Origin of the sequence: Robbsia andropogonis, from assembly GCF_034047095.1 — a bacterium.
In the GTDB taxonomy this organism is placed as follows: Bacteria; Pseudomonadota; Gammaproteobacteria; order Burkholderiales; family Burkholderiaceae; genus Robbsia; species Robbsia andropogonis.
Window position 1 is genome coordinate 487,298 of record NZ_CP139164.1, and the last position, 16,164, is coordinate 503,461.

General features: G+C 60.3%; 13 protein-coding genes. 10 read left to right on the top strand and 3 right to left on the bottom strand.

Annotated elements, in window-relative coordinates; translation table 11 throughout:
* Positions 1 to 15 precede the first annotated feature (15 nt).
* Positions 16 to 2,301, bottom strand: coding sequence for an NADP-dependent malic enzyme (locus tag SJQ66_RS02070; RefSeq protein ID WP_024905338.1), 2,286 nt, complete (start codon positions 2,299 to 2,301; stop codon positions 16 to 18).
* Positions 2,302 to 2,405: 104 nt separating this feature from the next.
* On the opposite strand from SJQ66_RS02070, the gene SJQ66_RS02075 reads away from it, so the two are divergent.
* Positions 2,406 to 3,413: a LysR family transcriptional regulator gene (locus SJQ66_RS02075; protein WP_024905339.1), complete on the top strand. Its 1,008-nt coding sequence runs from the start codon at positions 2,406 to 2,408 to the stop codon at positions 3,411 to 3,413.
* Between the two features lie 95 nt (positions 3,414 to 3,508).
* On the opposite strand, the gene SJQ66_RS02080 is transcribed toward SJQ66_RS02075, so the two are convergent.
* Entirely contained in the window at positions 3,509 to 4,384 is an 876-nt protein-coding gene (locus SJQ66_RS02080; protein WP_320533805.1) for a LysR family transcriptional regulator, read from the bottom strand.
* A gap of 144 nt (positions 4,385 to 4,528) precedes the next feature.
* Between SJQ66_RS02080 and SJQ66_RS02085 the strand changes: the two genes are divergently transcribed.
* Genes SJQ66_RS02085 through SJQ66_RS02110 form a run of 6 tightly spaced genes read left to right on the top strand, consistent with a single transcriptional unit; the run spans position 4,529 to position 11,919 of the window.
* Entirely contained in the window at positions 4,529 to 6,160 is a 1,632-nt protein-coding gene (locus SJQ66_RS02085; RefSeq protein ID WP_046154112.1) for a gamma-glutamyltransferase family protein, read from the top strand.
* A gap of 2 nt (positions 6,161 to 6,162) precedes the next feature.
* Positions 6,163 to 7,326: an ABC transporter ATP-binding protein gene (locus SJQ66_RS02090; RefSeq protein WP_320533806.1), complete on the top strand. Its 1,164-nt coding sequence runs from the start codon at positions 6,163 to 6,165 to the stop codon at positions 7,324 to 7,326.
* Positions 7,327 to 7,355: 29 nt separating this feature from the next.
* On the top strand, positions 7,356 to 8,492 hold the full coding sequence (locus SJQ66_RS02095; protein ID WP_320533826.1) for an ABC transporter ATP-binding protein: 1,137 nt from the start codon (positions 7,356 to 7,358) through the stop codon (positions 8,490 to 8,492).
* A 40-nt stretch (positions 8,493 to 8,532) separates the two neighbouring features.
* On the top strand, positions 8,533 to 10,023 hold the full coding sequence (locus tag SJQ66_RS02100) for an ABC transporter substrate-binding protein (RefSeq protein ID WP_407691466.1): 1,491 nt from the start codon (positions 8,533 to 8,535) through the stop codon (positions 10,021 to 10,023).
* Positions 10,024 to 10,030: 7 nt separating this feature from the next.
* On the top strand, positions 10,031 to 10,975 hold the full coding sequence (locus SJQ66_RS02105) for an ABC transporter permease (protein ID WP_024905345.1): 945 nt from the start codon (positions 10,031 to 10,033) through the stop codon (positions 10,973 to 10,975).
* The gene (locus SJQ66_RS02110) at positions 10,975 to 11,919 is read left to right on the top strand and encodes an ABC transporter permease (RefSeq protein WP_320533827.1); all 945 of its coding nucleotides are present in this window, start codon (positions 10,975 to 10,977) and stop codon (positions 11,917 to 11,919) included. The genes SJQ66_RS02105 and SJQ66_RS02110 overlap by 1 nt, the downstream gene beginning before the upstream one ends.
* Here the strand turns inward: SJQ66_RS02110 and SJQ66_RS02115 are convergent.
* Positions 11,867 to 12,772 (bottom strand): lytic transglycosylase domain-containing protein, encoded by a 906-nt coding sequence (locus tag SJQ66_RS02115; protein ID WP_320533808.1) that lies wholly within the window; start codon positions 12,770 to 12,772, stop codon positions 11,867 to 11,869. The genes SJQ66_RS02110 and SJQ66_RS02115 overlap by 53 nt on opposite strands.
* A gap of 346 nt (positions 12,773 to 13,118) precedes the next feature.
* On the opposite strand from SJQ66_RS02115, the gene SJQ66_RS02120 reads away from it, so the two are divergent.
* The 3 genes from SJQ66_RS02120 (at position 13,119) to dgoD (ending at position 16,114) form a co-directional block, all read left to right on the top strand.
* On the top strand, positions 13,119 to 14,234 hold the full coding sequence (locus tag SJQ66_RS02120; RefSeq protein WP_320533809.1) for a 2-dehydro-3-deoxygalactonokinase: 1,116 nt from the start codon (positions 13,119 to 13,121) through the stop codon (positions 14,232 to 14,234).
* Between the two features lie 15 nt (positions 14,235 to 14,249).
* Positions 14,250 to 14,903: a 2-dehydro-3-deoxy-6-phosphogalactonate aldolase gene (locus SJQ66_RS02125; protein ID WP_320533810.1), complete on the top strand. Its 654-nt coding sequence runs from the start codon at positions 14,250 to 14,252 to the stop codon at positions 14,901 to 14,903.
* Between the two features lie 62 nt (positions 14,904 to 14,965).
* Positions 14,966 to 16,114, top strand: a complete 1,149-nt coding sequence (gene dgoD, locus SJQ66_RS02130; protein WP_024905350.1) for a galactonate dehydratase — start codon at positions 14,966 to 14,968, stop codon at positions 16,112 to 16,114.
* The last annotated feature ends 50 nt before the right edge of the window (positions 16,115 to 16,164 follow it).

Consider the following 16,164-nt stretch of genomic DNA (forward strand, 5'->3'; position numbering starts at 1 on the left):
CAGAACGGTTTGTGCCTAGTCCCGATTTGCCTGCACGACGGTGAGCGCCGCCATATTGACGATCCGTCGCACGGTGGCGCTGGAGGTCAGGATGTTGACCGGTGCATTGACGCCCAACAGGAACGGACCAATTGCCACGTTACTGCCAGCAGTGGTTTTCAGCAGATTGTAGGCAATGTTGCCCGCATCGACGTTCGGGCAGGCCAGCAGGTTGGCCGATCCTTTCAGACGCGAGTTCGGCAGGATGCGGTTACGCAGCGACTCATCCAATGCCAAGTCGCCGTGCATCTCGCCGTCGACTTCAAGGTCAGGTTGCTGTGCGTTGATCAGAGACAACGCTTCGCGCATCTTCGGACCCGAGGCGGAACTGGCGGACCCGAAATTCGAGCGTGACAGCAGCGCGACCTTCGGCAGCAGGTTCAAGCGTGCCATTTCGTTTGCGGCCATGATCGTGAACTCGGCAATCTGTGCGGCCGACGGGTTGTCATTGATATGGGTATCGACGAGTGCCACCGTGCGTTGGTCGAGCAGCAGGATATTCATTGCCGCATAAACGCTGGCACCCGCTTTCTTGCCGATAACTTGATCGACGAAGCGCAGGTGGTCGTGATAAGCGCCCACGGTGCCGCAGATCATGCCGTCGGCATCGCCGAGCTTGACCATCATCGCGCCGATCAAGGTCAGGCGACGCCGCATTTCCACGCGGGCCATTTCTTTCGTGATGCCGTCGCGGCACATCGCGTCCCAATACGTGACCCAGTATTGGTGGAAGCGTTCGTCCCAGTCCGGATTCGTCACCTCGACATCCACCCCGAGCTTCAGCCGCAAGCCATATTTCTCGATCCGTGCGAGCAGTACCTCGGGCCGTCCAATCAGAATGGGTTGCGCCAGTTTTTCGTCGACCAACACCTGTACCGCACGCAGTACACGCTCGTCTTCGCCTTCGGTGAAGACGATACGGGCGCGGCCGCTTTGCTTGACGATTTGCTTCGCCGCGGCGAACACCGGCTTCATGAATGCACCGGAGTGATAGACGAATTGCTGCAATTGGTCCGCGTAGGCTTCGAGGTCATGGATGGGGCGGGTGGCCACGCCGCAATCCATCGCCGCTTTTGCAACCGCCGGTGCGATCCGCACGATCAAACGTGGATCGAAGGGCTTGGGAATAAAGTATTGCGGCCCGAATGACAGGTCGAAGCCGCCATAAGCCGCCGCCACGACTTCATTAGCTTCCTCTTCCGCCAATGCGGCAATCGCATGAACCGCGGCGATTTCCATTTCGGTGGTGATGGTGGTGGCGCCCACGTCCAGCGCGCCGCGGAAGATGTACGGGAAGCACAGTACGTTGTTGACCTGGTTCGGGAAGTCCGAGCGGCCTGTGGCGATCACGGCATCGGGCCGGGCCTCCAGCGCGAGCGCGGGCATGATTTCAGGCGTCGGGTTCGCCAGCGCGAGGATCAACGGCTGCGCAGTCATTTTCTTCAGCAGCTCCGGCTTCAGGACGTTCGCCGCCGAGAGACCGAGGAATACGTCCGCGCCATCGATGACATCGGCGAGCTTGCGGTGCGGCGTGTCCTGTGCGAAGCGGTCCTTGTCCTCGTCCATCAGCACTTCACGGCCCTTGTAGACCACACCTTCGATATCGGTTATCCAGACATTTTCGCGGGGCAGGCCGAGTTGCACCATCAATTCGAGGCAGGCAAGCGCGGCGGCGCCGGCGCCCGAGGTGACAACCTTTACTTTGTCGATGGACTTGCCCACCACCTTGAGGCCGTTCAGGAACGCGGCGCTGACCGTGATAGCGGTGCCGTGCTGATCATCATGGAAGACCGGGATGGCGCAACGCGCGCGCAGTTTGCGCTCGACAACGAAGCATTCCGGGGCTTTGATGTCTTCCAGATTGATGCCACCGAACGTGGGTTCGAGGCCGGCTATGATCTCGACCAGTTTGTCCGGATCGCTTTCATTGATCTCGATGTCGAAGACGTCGATGCCGGCAAACTTCTTGAACAACACGGCCTTGCCTTCCATCACCGGTTTTGACGCGAGCGCGCCGATATTGCCGAGACCGAGTACCGCCGTGCCGTTCGTGACGACGCCTACCAGGTTCGAACGGCTGGTGTAGCGGTGCGCATTCATCGGGTCCGTGACGATTTCCTCGCAGGCGGCCGCCACGCCGGGCGTATAGGCGAGGGCGAGATCCCGTTGCGTCACCAACGGCTTGCTGGCCGAAATCGCGATCTTCCCCGGGATGGGCAGTTCGTGGTAGTCCAGTGCGGCTTGGCGATCGGCGTCGTTCATCGTGCGTCCCCTGTGAATGGCTTGAATGAGGTGCCAGTGTAAGGAGGGTGCGCTGACGCGGTATTTTGAATTAGTATGACGCCATCATCGTTTCATGATGGGTCATGTCGACGTCCGAATCCCGTGAATTGGTCCGAAAACTCAGCACGCGCTTGCGCATGCGGCATCTGCTATTGCTGCTCCAGATTCGCGAGCACGGTTCGGTCACGCGTGCCGCGGAGCAAATGGCCACCGGGCAACCAGCGCTGACGAATGCGCTGGCGGAGATTGAGGCGTTATTCGGTGCGCCCTTGTTTGCCCGGTCGCCTCGGGGCATGCGTCCGACGGCATTGGGCGATATCGTGCTTGAGCGGGCGCAGGCGATTCTGCACGACCTGGACCGCATGGCGCTCGACGTCGGTGCCTTGGCGGCGGGCGCCGCGGCGCAGTTGCGCGTGGGCGTGATTCCATTCGTTTCGAGTCAACTACTGACGCAGGCAGTACGCGGGATGTTGTCTGAAATGGATCGACGTATCACGGTGACTGTTGATGAAGGTAATAGCGATGCACTGATAGCGCGATTACGGGACCGCTCGCTGGACCTGATTGTCGCGCGCGCGCGTCCGTTGCGTGCGGCACCATCGGGTGGTACAGACGATCTTCGCTACTTACCGCTGTATCAACAGCAGCCAAGACTGATCGCCAATCGGCGCCTTGCCGCGCGCCTGGGTCGCCGGACACTTGACTGGCACGCGTTGTCGGAGTTGGAGTGGGTGATGGGTGCGAGCGGTACGCCAGTGCGAGATGAAGTGGCGCGGTTGTTCACCGCTGCGGGGGCGCCGGTGCCGGAACCGATTATCGAGACCTATGCGTCCAAGTTGATAGGCGATGCGATTGCCGACGGCGAGCGAACGGTCGCGCTGGTGCCGGCCGATATCGCGCAGGAACTGGTACGCACGGCGGGGGTCGCGATCGTTCCATGGTCTCTGACCTGGGCCTTGCCTCCGATCGGCGTCTGGACGCGTGCCGATAATACGCGCGCGACGCGTGGCATCGATGCCAGCTTTATCGCAGCATTGCGCGCGGCGGTGCGTGCCGATGCCAATGCCATGGCCGTTGGCCTGCCCGTCTGAGTGAGGCAATGCCCCCATGCCGCCAGGTTCCAGATGCTCGGCAGGTGAGGCGCACCTTGCTTCGTGTTTTGTCGAGGCATGACGCACAAAATGCCTTACACGGACGGCGATTGATGCAACTGGGCCAACAATGCTTCCGTCAGCGATCGACGGGTAAAGACGGTGCGCTGCACCATACCGACTTCGCGCTCCGGAGCCCGTTCCGGCAAGCGAATGATGCGCAATTGCGGGTCGCGCAGCCACCCGCCGTTATGCAGCAACGGCAGGATGGCGACGCCCACGCGACGGCGAATCAATGTCACGATCGTATCGATCGCGTTTAACTCGAGATATTCATTTACCTTCCATCCCAAACGCTGCAAGGTCAGGTCCACCAGGACGCCGGTGCGCACGCGTCGATCAAAACGTATGAACGGATGACGAGCGAGTACGGTTTCGCCGCTGTCTTCTGAAACATCCGGATGCGCTAGCAGCACCATCGGTTCGGTGTAGAGTTTTCGCCATTCCAGCGTAGGAGGGAGCGCATGATCGGGTCGTCCAACCACTGCAGCGACGTCGAGGTCGCCACGCTCGACCATCTGCGCCAACTCGTCCGAACGCAACGACAACAGTCGTACATCGAGTTCCGGATGGGATGTTTTCAGCGCATGCACGGCAACCGATAGCGCACCGATGACCGATACCACCGCGCCAATCGCCACTGGGCCGCTCAGCGTGTCTTCGGAGGGGGCGTAGAGCGCGTCGATGTCCTTCAGGATGCGCGCGATTTTCGGCAGTAACTCCCTGCCTTGCCGGGTCAGGGTGATCTGCCGAGCACTGCGGTCGAACAGCGGTCGTGCCAGGGATTCTTCCAGGCCGCGCATCTGTTGGCTCACGGCAGCCTGCGTCAGCGCGACACGGTCCGCAGCGCCGGAGAACGAGCCCGCCTGCGCAACCGCACAGAATGTTTTCAACATTTGGATCGAGGGCATGCGGATCAGGTCATCGTCGAAAGCGGCAAGTACATAAGATAATCTTAAGTGTTCAAAATAAAATATTAATTTTTTTTGCCGCCAAAATTGCGTTACTTTGTCGATCTATGAAGCACTAAGCCGTCTTGTCGAACAGGTGACCCCATGCAGTCGATGCAATTCAACTGGAACAATCCCTATCCCACGCCTCGTACGCCTATTTTCGCGCGTAATGCGGTGTCCACATCGCATCCACTGGCGGCGCAGGCGGGGCTGCACATGTTGTTCAAGGGCGGTTCCGCCGTCGATGCGATCATTGCCACCGCGGCCGTGCTGACAATCGTCGAGCCGGTATCGAACGGGCTCGGGAGCGACGCGTTTGCGATCGTGTCGGACGATACCGGTCTGCATGGTTTGAATGCATCCGGCATCTCACCGGCTGCGTGGAATCCAGAATATTTCAAGGCAAAGTACGGCGTGGACGGGAAGGGCCTTGCCAGGCAGCCCGAGCGAGGTGTCGACGCGGTGACGGTGCCAGGCGCGGTGAAGGCGTGGGCCACGTTGCACGAGCGCTTCGGTAAGTTGCCTTTTGCCGATCTGTTCGAGCCGGCGATCGCGCTCGCCCGTCGCGGGCATACGATCGCGCCGATGGTCGCGAAGAAGTGGGCGGCGGCGGTGCCTTTATTGGAAAGCCAGCCAGGTTTTTCCGATGTGTTCATGCCGCACGGCCGCGCTCCGCAGACCGGTGAGCATTTCACGATGCCAGCGGCGGCGCGGACGTTCGAACGCATCGCGCAGAGCCACGGGCGCGACTACTACGAAGGTGAAATTGCCGAGTCGCTGGTGTCCTTCCTGCGCAAACACGGCGGGGCGCACACGATGGATGACTTCCGCGCCTTCCAGGCGGAATGGGTTACACCGATCAGCCAGGACTATGCGGGCTATGCGTTGCATGAGATTCCGCCGAATGGACAGGGGATTGCCGCCTTGATCGCGTTAGGCATCCTGAAGCATCACGATGTAGGTGCTTACCCGGTGGATTCGCTGGCGTCGCAGCATTTGCAGATTGAAGCGATGAAGCTGGCCTTTGCCGATATCTATCGCTATGTGTCGGACCCACGATCAATGGATGTCACACCGGAACAGATGCTCGATCCGGGTTATCTGGCGTCGCGAGCGAAGTTGATCGATATGGACAAGGCCAGCGCGCATACGTTCGGCCGCCCGCCCGCGGGCGGCACCGTGTATCTGACCGCTGCCGACGAGAACGGCATGATGGTGTCCTTTATCCAGTCGAATTATATGGGCTTCGGCTCGGGCGTCGTGCATCCGGAATGGGGCATCAGCTTGCAGAATCGTGGTGCCGGTTTCTCGATGGACCCGATCTCGCCTAACGTCGTCGGGGGCCACAAGCGGCCATTCCATACGATCATTCCAGGATTCCTGACGCATCAAGGCGTGCCGCGGATGAGTTTTGGCGTGATGGGTGGCGACATGCAGCCGCAGGGTCATATGCAGACGGTGATCCGCATGCTGACCTATGGTCAAAATCCGCAGGCGGCATGCGATGCGCCGCGCTGGAAGGTCAACCGCGATTTCACGCTGGATCTCGAAAGCACCATCCCCGCTGCTATCGTCGAGGGATTGCGGGCGAAGGGGCATCAACTGAAGTCGTTTGACGATCCATACATGGACTTTGGCGCCGGTCAATTCATCTGGCGCCTGTCCGAAGACCGGGATCATGGTTACGTTGCGGCCAGCGATTCGCGGCGCGACGGTCACGCAGTGGGCTTCTGACGATGCGGGACGCGGGACTGGTCAGGGACGACGCGCTGCAAGCTGCACCGTTCACCACAGCGGTGGCGCAGGCGCCCGTTTTGGAGGTACGGCATTTTTCGCTGAAGTTTTCGCGCGATCCGAAGATGCCGAATCTCGTCGATGACGTCAGCTTTGCGATTCATCGCGGCAAGACGTTGTGCATCGTTGGCGAGTCGGGCTGCGGCAAGAGTGTGACGTCGTTGGCCATGATGGGGCTGTTGCCGTCGCCGCCAGCGAATATCGTCTCCGGCGAAGCCTTGTTCGAAGGGCGTGATCTGTTCACGCTCGACGAGCGTGCCTTGTCGGATGTGCGGGGCAATCAGTTGGCGATGATTTTCCAGGAACCGATGACCTCGTTGAATCCGGCTTTTACGGTGGGACATCAACTGGCGGAGGGGATTCGGCGTCATCGTGGCCTGGACCGCGCGGCCGCGCGTGAACAAGCGCGGCTGATGCTTGAAAAGGTACGGATTCCCGCGCCTGAAAAACGTCTGGATGCCTACCCGCATGAGTTGTCCGGTGGGATGCGGCAACGCGTGATGATCGCGATGGCGTTGGCGAACGAGCCGCATCTTCTGATCGCAGATGAGCCAACCACGGCATTGGACGTCACCATCCAGGCGCAAGTGCTGCAATTGGTGCGTGGCCTGCAGGCAGAGACGGGTACCGCCATGATATTGATCACGCATGACCTGGGCGTGGTCGCGGAAGTTGCCGATGACGTCGCGGTCATGTACGCCGGGAAAATTGTCGAATACGGCAGCGTTCAGCAAATTTTTGAGAATCCGCAGCATCCCTATACGATTGGTTTGATGGGTGCGATCCCGTCGATCGGCAAGCGTTCCGGTGAGCTGGCGACCATTCAAGGTGCGGTGCCGTCGCCAGATGCGATGCCGCGGGGATGCCGCTTCGCGCCGCGCTGCCCGTTTGCCGCGGAAAGGTGTATCGACGCCGTGCCCCCCTTGGCGCCGGTCGCAATGGCCGGCGATACGTCGCCCGTGTCGTATGCGGATGCCCTCGAAGCGACGGCCGCACCTCATCGCGCGGCATGCTGGTTCGCACCGATCGAGCAGTTTTTCCCGGAGGAGGGAGAGGCATCGATCAGTGTGTCCCGGGTCGGACCTCATGCAGGAGCGAGCGAATGAAAGCGCAGGATACCCAACGTGGCAGTGTAATGATCGATGCGTCATCGACACCGCCGCTTTCCGCCGCGCCGACTATCCTCGAAGCGCGTGAACTGACCAAGCGTTTTGGCGGTGCGCGACACATGTTCACGCGCACGCCTACCGTGCATGCCGTGAACGGTGTGTCGTTTTCGGTCGTGCAGGGCGAGACGTTTGCAATCGTCGGCGAATCGGGTTGCGGCAAGTCCACGCTCGGACGTTTGTTGTTGCGCCTGATCGAGGTCACGGATGGTCGTGTGCTGTATCGCGGCAAGGACATCACGCATTTGAACGGTGCGGCGTTGCGCGGCTTACGTCGCGAAATGCAGATTATTTTCCAGGACCCCTTCGCTTCGCTGAATCCCGGCATGACGATCGGGCAGTTGATTGGCGAGCCGATCGCGCTGCATGGTTTGGCGAAAGGGCGTGATTGTACGGAGCGGGTGGCGGACTTGTTGCGCACGGTGGGTTTGCAACCGGCCTATGCGGACCGGTTTCCCCATGAATTCTCGGGCGGCCAGCGGCAACGTATCGGCATTGCACGGGCATTGGCGGGTGAGCCAACGCTGGTGGTCGGCGACGAGCCAGTCTCCGCGCTCGATGTTTCAGTGCAGGCACAGGTCATCAATCTGCTTGAACGATTGAAGCACGACCTGTCATTGACATTGGTCGTGGTTGCCCATGATCTGGCCGTGATCCGGCATATGAGTGATCGCGTTGCGGTGATGTATCTCGGTGAGATAGTTGAATTGGCGCCGGTGGATCAACTGTTCGACACCCCGTTGCACCCATACACGCAGGCCCTGCTACAGGCAATTCCGGTTACGAGTCCGGCGCAGCGCGCAGATGGTCCGCGCCGCACGCTCGGCGGTGAACTACCGAGTCCGACCGCACCCCCGCCGGGTTGCCGTTTCCATACGCGTTGTCCCCATGTGCGGGACGTGTGCAAACACGAGCGGCCCGTCAGCCAACGTGCGCAAGGAGACGGGCGTGGCGTACATCACGTCGCTTGCCACTTCTGGCGCGAAATCCAGGATGCTGGCGGCGGTGTGCCGCTGGCATCGCATCAATCGGCCACATTGTCGCGTCGGGTTGCGTTATATCGCGCGGCGCAGCAGAAGATTTCGGTAACCCATACCACGGGATGAGCGGCACATGAGAAAAGTGAAATGCGAAGTCAAGGTCGGGATGGTGCTGGCGGCGGCCATCCTGTATAGCCAGGGTGCGTTCGCGCAGTCAGGCCAGACGCTGCGTATCGGCATTCAGGATGATATCGGGACGCTGGATCCGGCTAAGAGCACGCAAGTGGTCGAGCGCATGGTATTCAACTCGCTGTGCAGTTCCTTGGTGGACATCACGCCAGACTTGAAGATCGTGCCGAAGCTTGCGACATCGTGGTCGCAGAGTGCCGATGGCAAGACATTGACCTTCAAGTTGCGTCATGGCGCTACCTTCCAGGATGGTGAGCCATTCAATGCCGCCGCGGTCAAGGCGAACCTGGACCGTTATCGCACGATGCCGTCGAGTAATCGTCGCAGTGAACTGGCCTCCGTGGACTCCGTGGATGTCGTCTCCGACGATACCGTGGCTATCAAGCTGAAGGCACCGGATGCCGCGTTGCTGGCAACGCTGACCGACCGCGCCGGCATGATGCTCGCCCCTAAGACGTTGGGCGATGCCGCCGGCGTAGCTGCACATCCTGTCTGTTCGGGTCCATACAAATTTGTCGAGCGGGTTCAGAACGACCGCGTGGTACTGGAAAAATGGGCCGGTTATTGGGATGCCGCCGCCTATCCGATCGAGAAAGTCATCTTCCAACCGATGCCGGATACGACGGTACGCCTGGCAAATCTGCGTTCGGGCTCATTGGATATGCTGGAGCGTCTGGCGCCATCCGACGTGGCCGCCGTCAAGAGCGCGGCAAACCTGCAGTTGGTCAACGTCAGCGGCTTGGGTGAATACAATCTCACCTACAACATCGCCAATGGCAAGGGCGCGACGGCGGCGTTGAAAGACAAGCGTGTGCGCCAGGCGTTCGAACTGGCGATTGATCGCGATGCGATCAACAAGATCATAGGTGGCGGTATCTTTGCACCCGCCAACCAGGCGATACCGCCAAGCAGTCCGTACTTCAACGCCGCGCTGCCTATGACGAAGCGCGATGTCACGAAGGCGAAGGCGTTGCTGAAGGAAGCCGGCTATACGCACGTGGACGTGGAATTGACATTCGGCAATAACACCGTGTCGAGTCAAATGGCGCAGATGCTGCAGGCGATGGTGTCCGAGGCCGGCATCAACTTGAAACTGCGGCCGACTGATTACGCGGCCGCGCTCAATGCCGCCCATAACGGTGATTTTCAGGTAATGTACCTTGGCTGGTCGGGACGGACGGACCCGGACGGCAACCTGCATCAATTCGTGACTTGCAACGGTAACCTGAACTATGGGCACTACTGCAACGCCGAAGTCGACAAGCTGCTTAACGAGGCAAGGACCAAGCAGGATGTGGCATCGCGCAAGCCACTATACGATGCAGCGCAAAAGATCCTGGCCGATGAAGATCCCCTGACCTATCTGTATTACCAGCCCTGGCCTTTCGCGTTATCGAAGAAAGTGCAAGGTTTTGTCGCCTATCCTGATGGCTTGATCCGCTTGCGCGGCGTCAGCATCAAGGGGTAATCATCTCGTGCTGCGCATACTTGCAAATCGCGTGATGGTGGCGGTTCCCACGCTGATCCTGGTGTCGATGCTGATTTTTGGGTTGCAGAAGATGTTGCCCGGTGACCCGGTGTTGGCGATGGCGGGTGAAGACCAGAATCCGCAGGTCATTGCCGTGCTGCGCGCGCAATACCATATGGACGATTCGGTGCCGCTGCAGTATCTCTACTGGGTCAAGGGCGTGCTGCACGGCGATCTGGGCCACTCGCTTCGCACCGAGGTAGCCGTGACCACGCTGATCGCGCAGAAGCTGCCGGTGACGATTCAGCTCGCCGTGATGGGAATGCTGATTGCCGTGTTGATCGGCATTCCACTGGGGGTGTTGTCTGCGGCAAGACGTGGCACGGCCCTGGATCATGTCGCCAATGTCGTCGCGTTGTCCGGGATGTCGATTCCGAACTTCTGGCTTGGCATCCTGCTGATTTTTATCGTCTCCGTGAAGTGGCAGTTGTTACCCTCTTCCGGATACGTTTCACCCGGGCAAGACTTCTGGCTCAGCATCAAGACGATGTTGATGCCGGCGTTCGTGCTGGGCGCCGCTCTGGGCGCACAACTGATGCGCCATACACGCAGTGCGATGTTGAGTGTGTTGCGTGCCGACTATATCCGTACCGCACGGGCCAAGGGCCTGCGTGCGCCAACGGTTGTCATCAAGCATGGCTTGCGTAATGCGATGATCCCGATAGTGACGGTGCTGGCACTCTTATTTGGCGAGCTGCTGGCTGGCGCGGTCCTGACGGAGCAGGTGTTCACGATTCCGGGTTTCGGCAAGCTGATCGTCGATGCGGTTTTCAATCGTGACTACGCGGTGGTGCAGGGCGTGGTGCTGGTCACCGCGTTGAGCTTCATCGTTGTCAATTTGTTCGCGGATGCGTTGTATATGTTGTTGAATCCTCGTTTGAGGCGCCAATGATGGCCGCCACCAAGACTTCTTCGTCCCCGTCTCCTTCTCCTTCGTTGCTGCCCCCACCTTCCTCTCAGGGCAAGGGCAATGGACCGAACGCGAGCCAGTCTCCACAGCCACGCGCGCAAAATCGTGCATGGCGCAAATTCAAACGCAACCGCGCAGCGGTTGCAGGTGGCGTGATCGTAGTGTTGATGGTGCTGGTTGCGTTTCTCGCGCCCTGGTTGTCGCATTACGATCCGGTCCAGGCCAGCTTCATGGACGTACGGCAGGCGCCATCCGCGGCGCATTGGTTCGGCACCGATGAATTGGGACGCGACGAACTGACCCGAATGATCTGGGGCACCCGTGCATCGTTGTCCGCGGGCGTCGTGTCCGTCGCGATTGCCGTGCTGATCGGACTGCCACTGGGCCTGCTGGCGGGATATTTCGGCAAGGTCGTTGATGGGGTGATTTCGCGCATTGCCGATGCGTTGCTGTCGATTCCGTTTCTCATCCTTGCGATTGCTCTCGCGGCCTTCCTCGGGCCTAGCCTCACCAATGCCATGGTAGCCATCGGCGTATCGGCCATGCCGCGTTTCGTCCGACTGACCCGTGGCCAGGCCATCACCGTCAAGGCGGAAGAATACGTGGAAGGCGCGCGTGCCATCGGCCTCGGGCACGGTCGCATCATCATCCGCTACATTCTGCCGAATGTATTGCCGCCTATCATCGTGCAGGCCAGCCTGACGGTTGCCACCGCGATCATCGCGGAAGCAAGTCTGTCCTTCCTGGGCCTTGGTCAATTGCCGCCGGCGCCGTCTTGGGGGGCGATGCTGAATACGGCAAAGGATTTCGTCAGCCAGGCACCCTGGATGTCTATTTTCCCTGGCATTGCGATCTTTCTCGCCGTGTTGGGCTTCAACCTGCTGGGTGACGGATTGCGGGATGCACTGGACCCGCGCGAAGGCTGATGGACGTGTCGATGCGCTTCGGGATCTCGCCTTGCATTGGGCCGTTATCGGGGTCGACCTTCGAAAGTAACGCGCCATACGCGCGTTGCACCTTGTTCGCATACAGCGTCCGCCGCGCCTGCCTATCCGCACGACTGCCAGCGTTATAGGCGCCCACGGCATTCCATGTATTGCCGTGGCGCTTTACATTCTGGGCAAGGATTTCCGCGCCCGTGATGATCGATACGCACGGGTCCTCCAGTAGCATAGTCGATGTGATCCCTTGCTGTTCCAGTCGCGGCAAGTGAATAGAGTTGATTTGCATCAATCCCAAATCGCGTGATCCATCGGCATTGATATTGACCGTGTTGTTGTGTAACCGAGACTCGACCGTACCAATCGCGATCAGGAGCAATGGGTTGACGTGGTAGCGACGTGCGGCGTGATTCCAGCAACGCGTAAGGCGTCGCGCGGCTTCCGGCACCGCCGAACCTGCCATGAGCGATTGCGACAGTTGTCCGCCGGCTGTTGCGGCTGCTTGCAATCGTGTCGCGCGCGTTGCCAGTGCCACCATATCAGGTCCTTCGAGCGAGAAGGGCGCCCCCGTCAGTAACGCGCCCGCGAAGATCGGCGCCGTCTTTTGCGCGCTCAATACATCCTGTCTGTCCCGCCCTCCTTTATTGCCGTGATACGTGCTTGCCATCAAGCCGCATGCGGCGATGATGGCGGCAGCAGTCATGCCGGATACGCGACGCGCCGTCCAGCGTAATGACGCGCGCCGCTGTTGGGACAGTACCGCAGCCCGATGTATGAGGCGGCGTGGACGCCATCGGCGTGACAAAGCGGCAAACTGCATGGGTAAGCGATGACGCATCGTGAGGATCTCCGGTGGGCGGCGTCTGCAATGGCGCGCTGCGAAAATCGACGTGACGCGAAGGGCGTTCGGTCGCGAAAGAGAAACAGGCGCTACATCGTTCTTATTGCCTAGACATAAAAACATGTCCGACTAGCCTAACCGTGGATTGCGATCCAAACGAGGGGATAGCGTCCTAAATCGAATGATTTATCGTATTGCATCCCAAATAATGGGAAGTGATCTCATTATATGTAAATTGATCTGCAGGCTGAGTACAATTGCGTTATAAGACACATCCCATCGCATAGCCGTCATCGTCGAACGGCCGTGCGCCGCGGCAAGATTGAAACAGCAAGGGGGACGAATGATGTTGGACGATGCAGCGGCGCGGGCAAATGCACCCGTGGACAGGTCTGCACCCTTATCGATGCCGGGCGGCTCGGAACGCGCGCTCGCACAGGCGGCACTCCTGGCGCTGGACTGGGGCACGTCGTCGCTGCGAGCCTATGTGCTTGATTGCGCCGGACAGGTGCTGGCATGGCGACAGGAGCCGTGGGGCTTGATGCAGGTGGGCGAGGTCAGCGGCAAGCAGGGCGTGGCGGGATATGAGGCGCTGTTCGAGCGGATCATCGGCGATTGGCCCGGCTTGGCTGCCGATATCCCGGTGATTACGTGTGGCATGGTGGGCAGTGCGCAGGGCTGGCAGGAAGTACCTTACCTGCCGGTGCCGTCCGCCGCGGCAGATCTGGCGCGACAACTGGCGCCTATCAGGCATGGCAACGGCCGCACGATCTGGGCGGTCCCGGGATGGCGTGAAGCCGGACGATTGCCAAACGTGATGCGGGGCGAAGAGACGCAAATTCTAGGTGCGCTACTGCAGTGGGACGCGCTGCAAGGCGACGCTGAGTCGGGGTTGCCGCAAGTTGGCCCGGATGCCGCCGACGTCCTCTTATGTCTGCCCGGCAGCCACTCGAAATGGGCGCGAATGCAAGGCGATCGCATTCGGCACTTCGACACGTTCATGACAGGTGAAGCGTTCAGCGCATTCAGTCGACACACGATTCTGGCGCGTACCATGACGGTGGGCGCTGCCGCCGATGCTGCCGCATTCGAACGTGGCCTGCATACGGCGTTGGCGGAAGATGGCAAAGGGGTGTTGGCAAACGTGTTTTCCTGTCGCACGCTCGGACTGTCCGGCGAGTTGGATGCGGCGCAACAAGCCGATTACCTGTCCGGTTTATTGATTGGTGAGGAAATTGCAAGCATGCGCGCGTCCTTCGACTGCGGCATTGCCCTGGTGGGCGACGCGGCACTATGTCGGCGGTATGCCACTGCCATCCGGTTTGCCGGCGTCAGCCATGACGTGCCCATTCTGTCCGGTGCGACGGAGCGGGGACTGTGGCGCATCGCCGTCGAAGCGGGCTTGATACCAGAGACGCGTTCTTCGACTGGCATTGCGCCCGTTGCCTCCATCACTTGAGTTAAGGATTTGCGCATGACACTCCATTCCACGCACCCGATGTTGGATCGCGCCATGCAGGCATGCGGCATGGTGGCCATTCTGCGCGGGGTGAGGCCCGATGAGGTGGTCGACATCGGTCAGTCGCTTTACGAGGCTGGCTTCCGGATCATCGAAGTGCCATTGAATTCACCCGAGCCGTTGCGGAGCATCACCGCATTGCGCCAGGCCTTGCCCGAAGAGGTAATGGTTGGCGCGGGGACGGTGCTGTCGCCGGACGATGTGGCGAAGATCGCGCAGGCCGGTGGCCAGATCATCGTCATGCCGCATTCCGATACGGCCGTGATCCGCGCCGCGCGGGATGCGGGGCTTGCCGTGGCCCCAGGGGTGGCAACGCCGACGGAAGCGTTCGCTGCACTGGCCGCGGGTGCCCACGTCCTGAAAATGTTTCCGGCGGAGTTGCTTGGGCCGGCCGTCGTCAAGGCATGGCGCGCCGTCATACCGAAGAGCGTTCCGCTCCTACCCGTTGGCGGTATCACGCCGGACAATATGACGTCCTTTCTGGAGGCGGGCGCGCAGGGATTTGGCCTTGGCTCCGCGCTGTACAAGCCGGGCCTCGATGCCGCCGAAGTGGGTCAACGTGCGCACCGCTTCATGACGGCATGGCGCACGACGCAGCCGGCCGTATGAGACAAGGCTGTCGGCATTGCCGACCAAGACGTCGCAATTGATCGATCAGGAGACGACATAACATGAAAATCACGAAAATAACATCATTCATCGTGCCGCCGCGATGGCTGTTCATCAAGGTGGAAACCGACGAAGGTATCGCTGGTTGGGGCGAGCCGATTGTCGAGGGACGGGCGCATACGGTGGCCGCGGCCGTTGACGAATTATCGGATTATCTGATTGGCAAGGACCCGCGCAACGTTCAGGATCATTGGAACGTCTTGTATCGCGCCGGGTTTTATCGTGGCGGTGCAATCCACATGAGCGCGCTGGCGGGTATCGATCAGGCGCTATGGGATATCAAAGGCCGCGCGCTGGGTGTGCCGGTGCATCAATTGCTCGGCGGCCCGGTGCGAGACCGTATCCGCGTGTACTCGTGGATTGGCGGAGATCGTCCGGCGGATACGGCGGCGGCGGCGAAGGCCGCAGTGGGACGCGGATTCACGGCGCTGAAGATGAACGGCACCGAGGAATTGCAGTACGTCGATACTTTCGACAAGATCGATCTCGCGGTAGCGAATGTCGCCGCGGTGCGCGAAGCGGTGGGACCGCACGTGGGGATTGGTGTTGACTTCCACGGTCGAGTGCACAAACCGATGGCGAAGGTGTTGATCAAGGCGCTGGCGCCGTACAACCTGATGTTCATCGAAGAGCCCGTGCTCAGCGAGCATCATGAAGCGCTACGCGATCTGGCCGGTTTGAGTGCGACGCCCATTGCCCTGGGAGAGCGTCTTTATTCGCGTTGGGATTTCAAGAAAATCCTCAGCGATGGCTATGTCGATATCATCCAGCCCGACGCATCGCATGCGGGGGGCATCACGGAGACGCTCAAGATCGCGTCGATGGCCGAGGCGTATGACGTTGCGTTGGCGCTGCATTGCCCGTTGGGGCCGATCGCATTGGCAACGTGCTTGCAGATTGACGCGGTTGCATACAATGCGTTTATCCAGGAGCAGAGCCTGGGTATCCACTACAACAAGAGCAATGACTTGCTGGACTATGTAAAAGACCCGTCGGTTTTTGACTATCGTGACGGTTATGTTGCCATTCCGCAAGGGCCTGGGTTGGGTATCGAAGTGAACGAGGAATATGTCCGGGCGCGTGCCGCGGAAGGGCACCGTTGGCGGAATCCCGTTTGGCGTCATGCCGACGGCAGCGTGGCTGAATGGTGATGGTGCGGGATACGTCCATGCAGGCGCAGGTCGTGCACGCGGGGGACGAC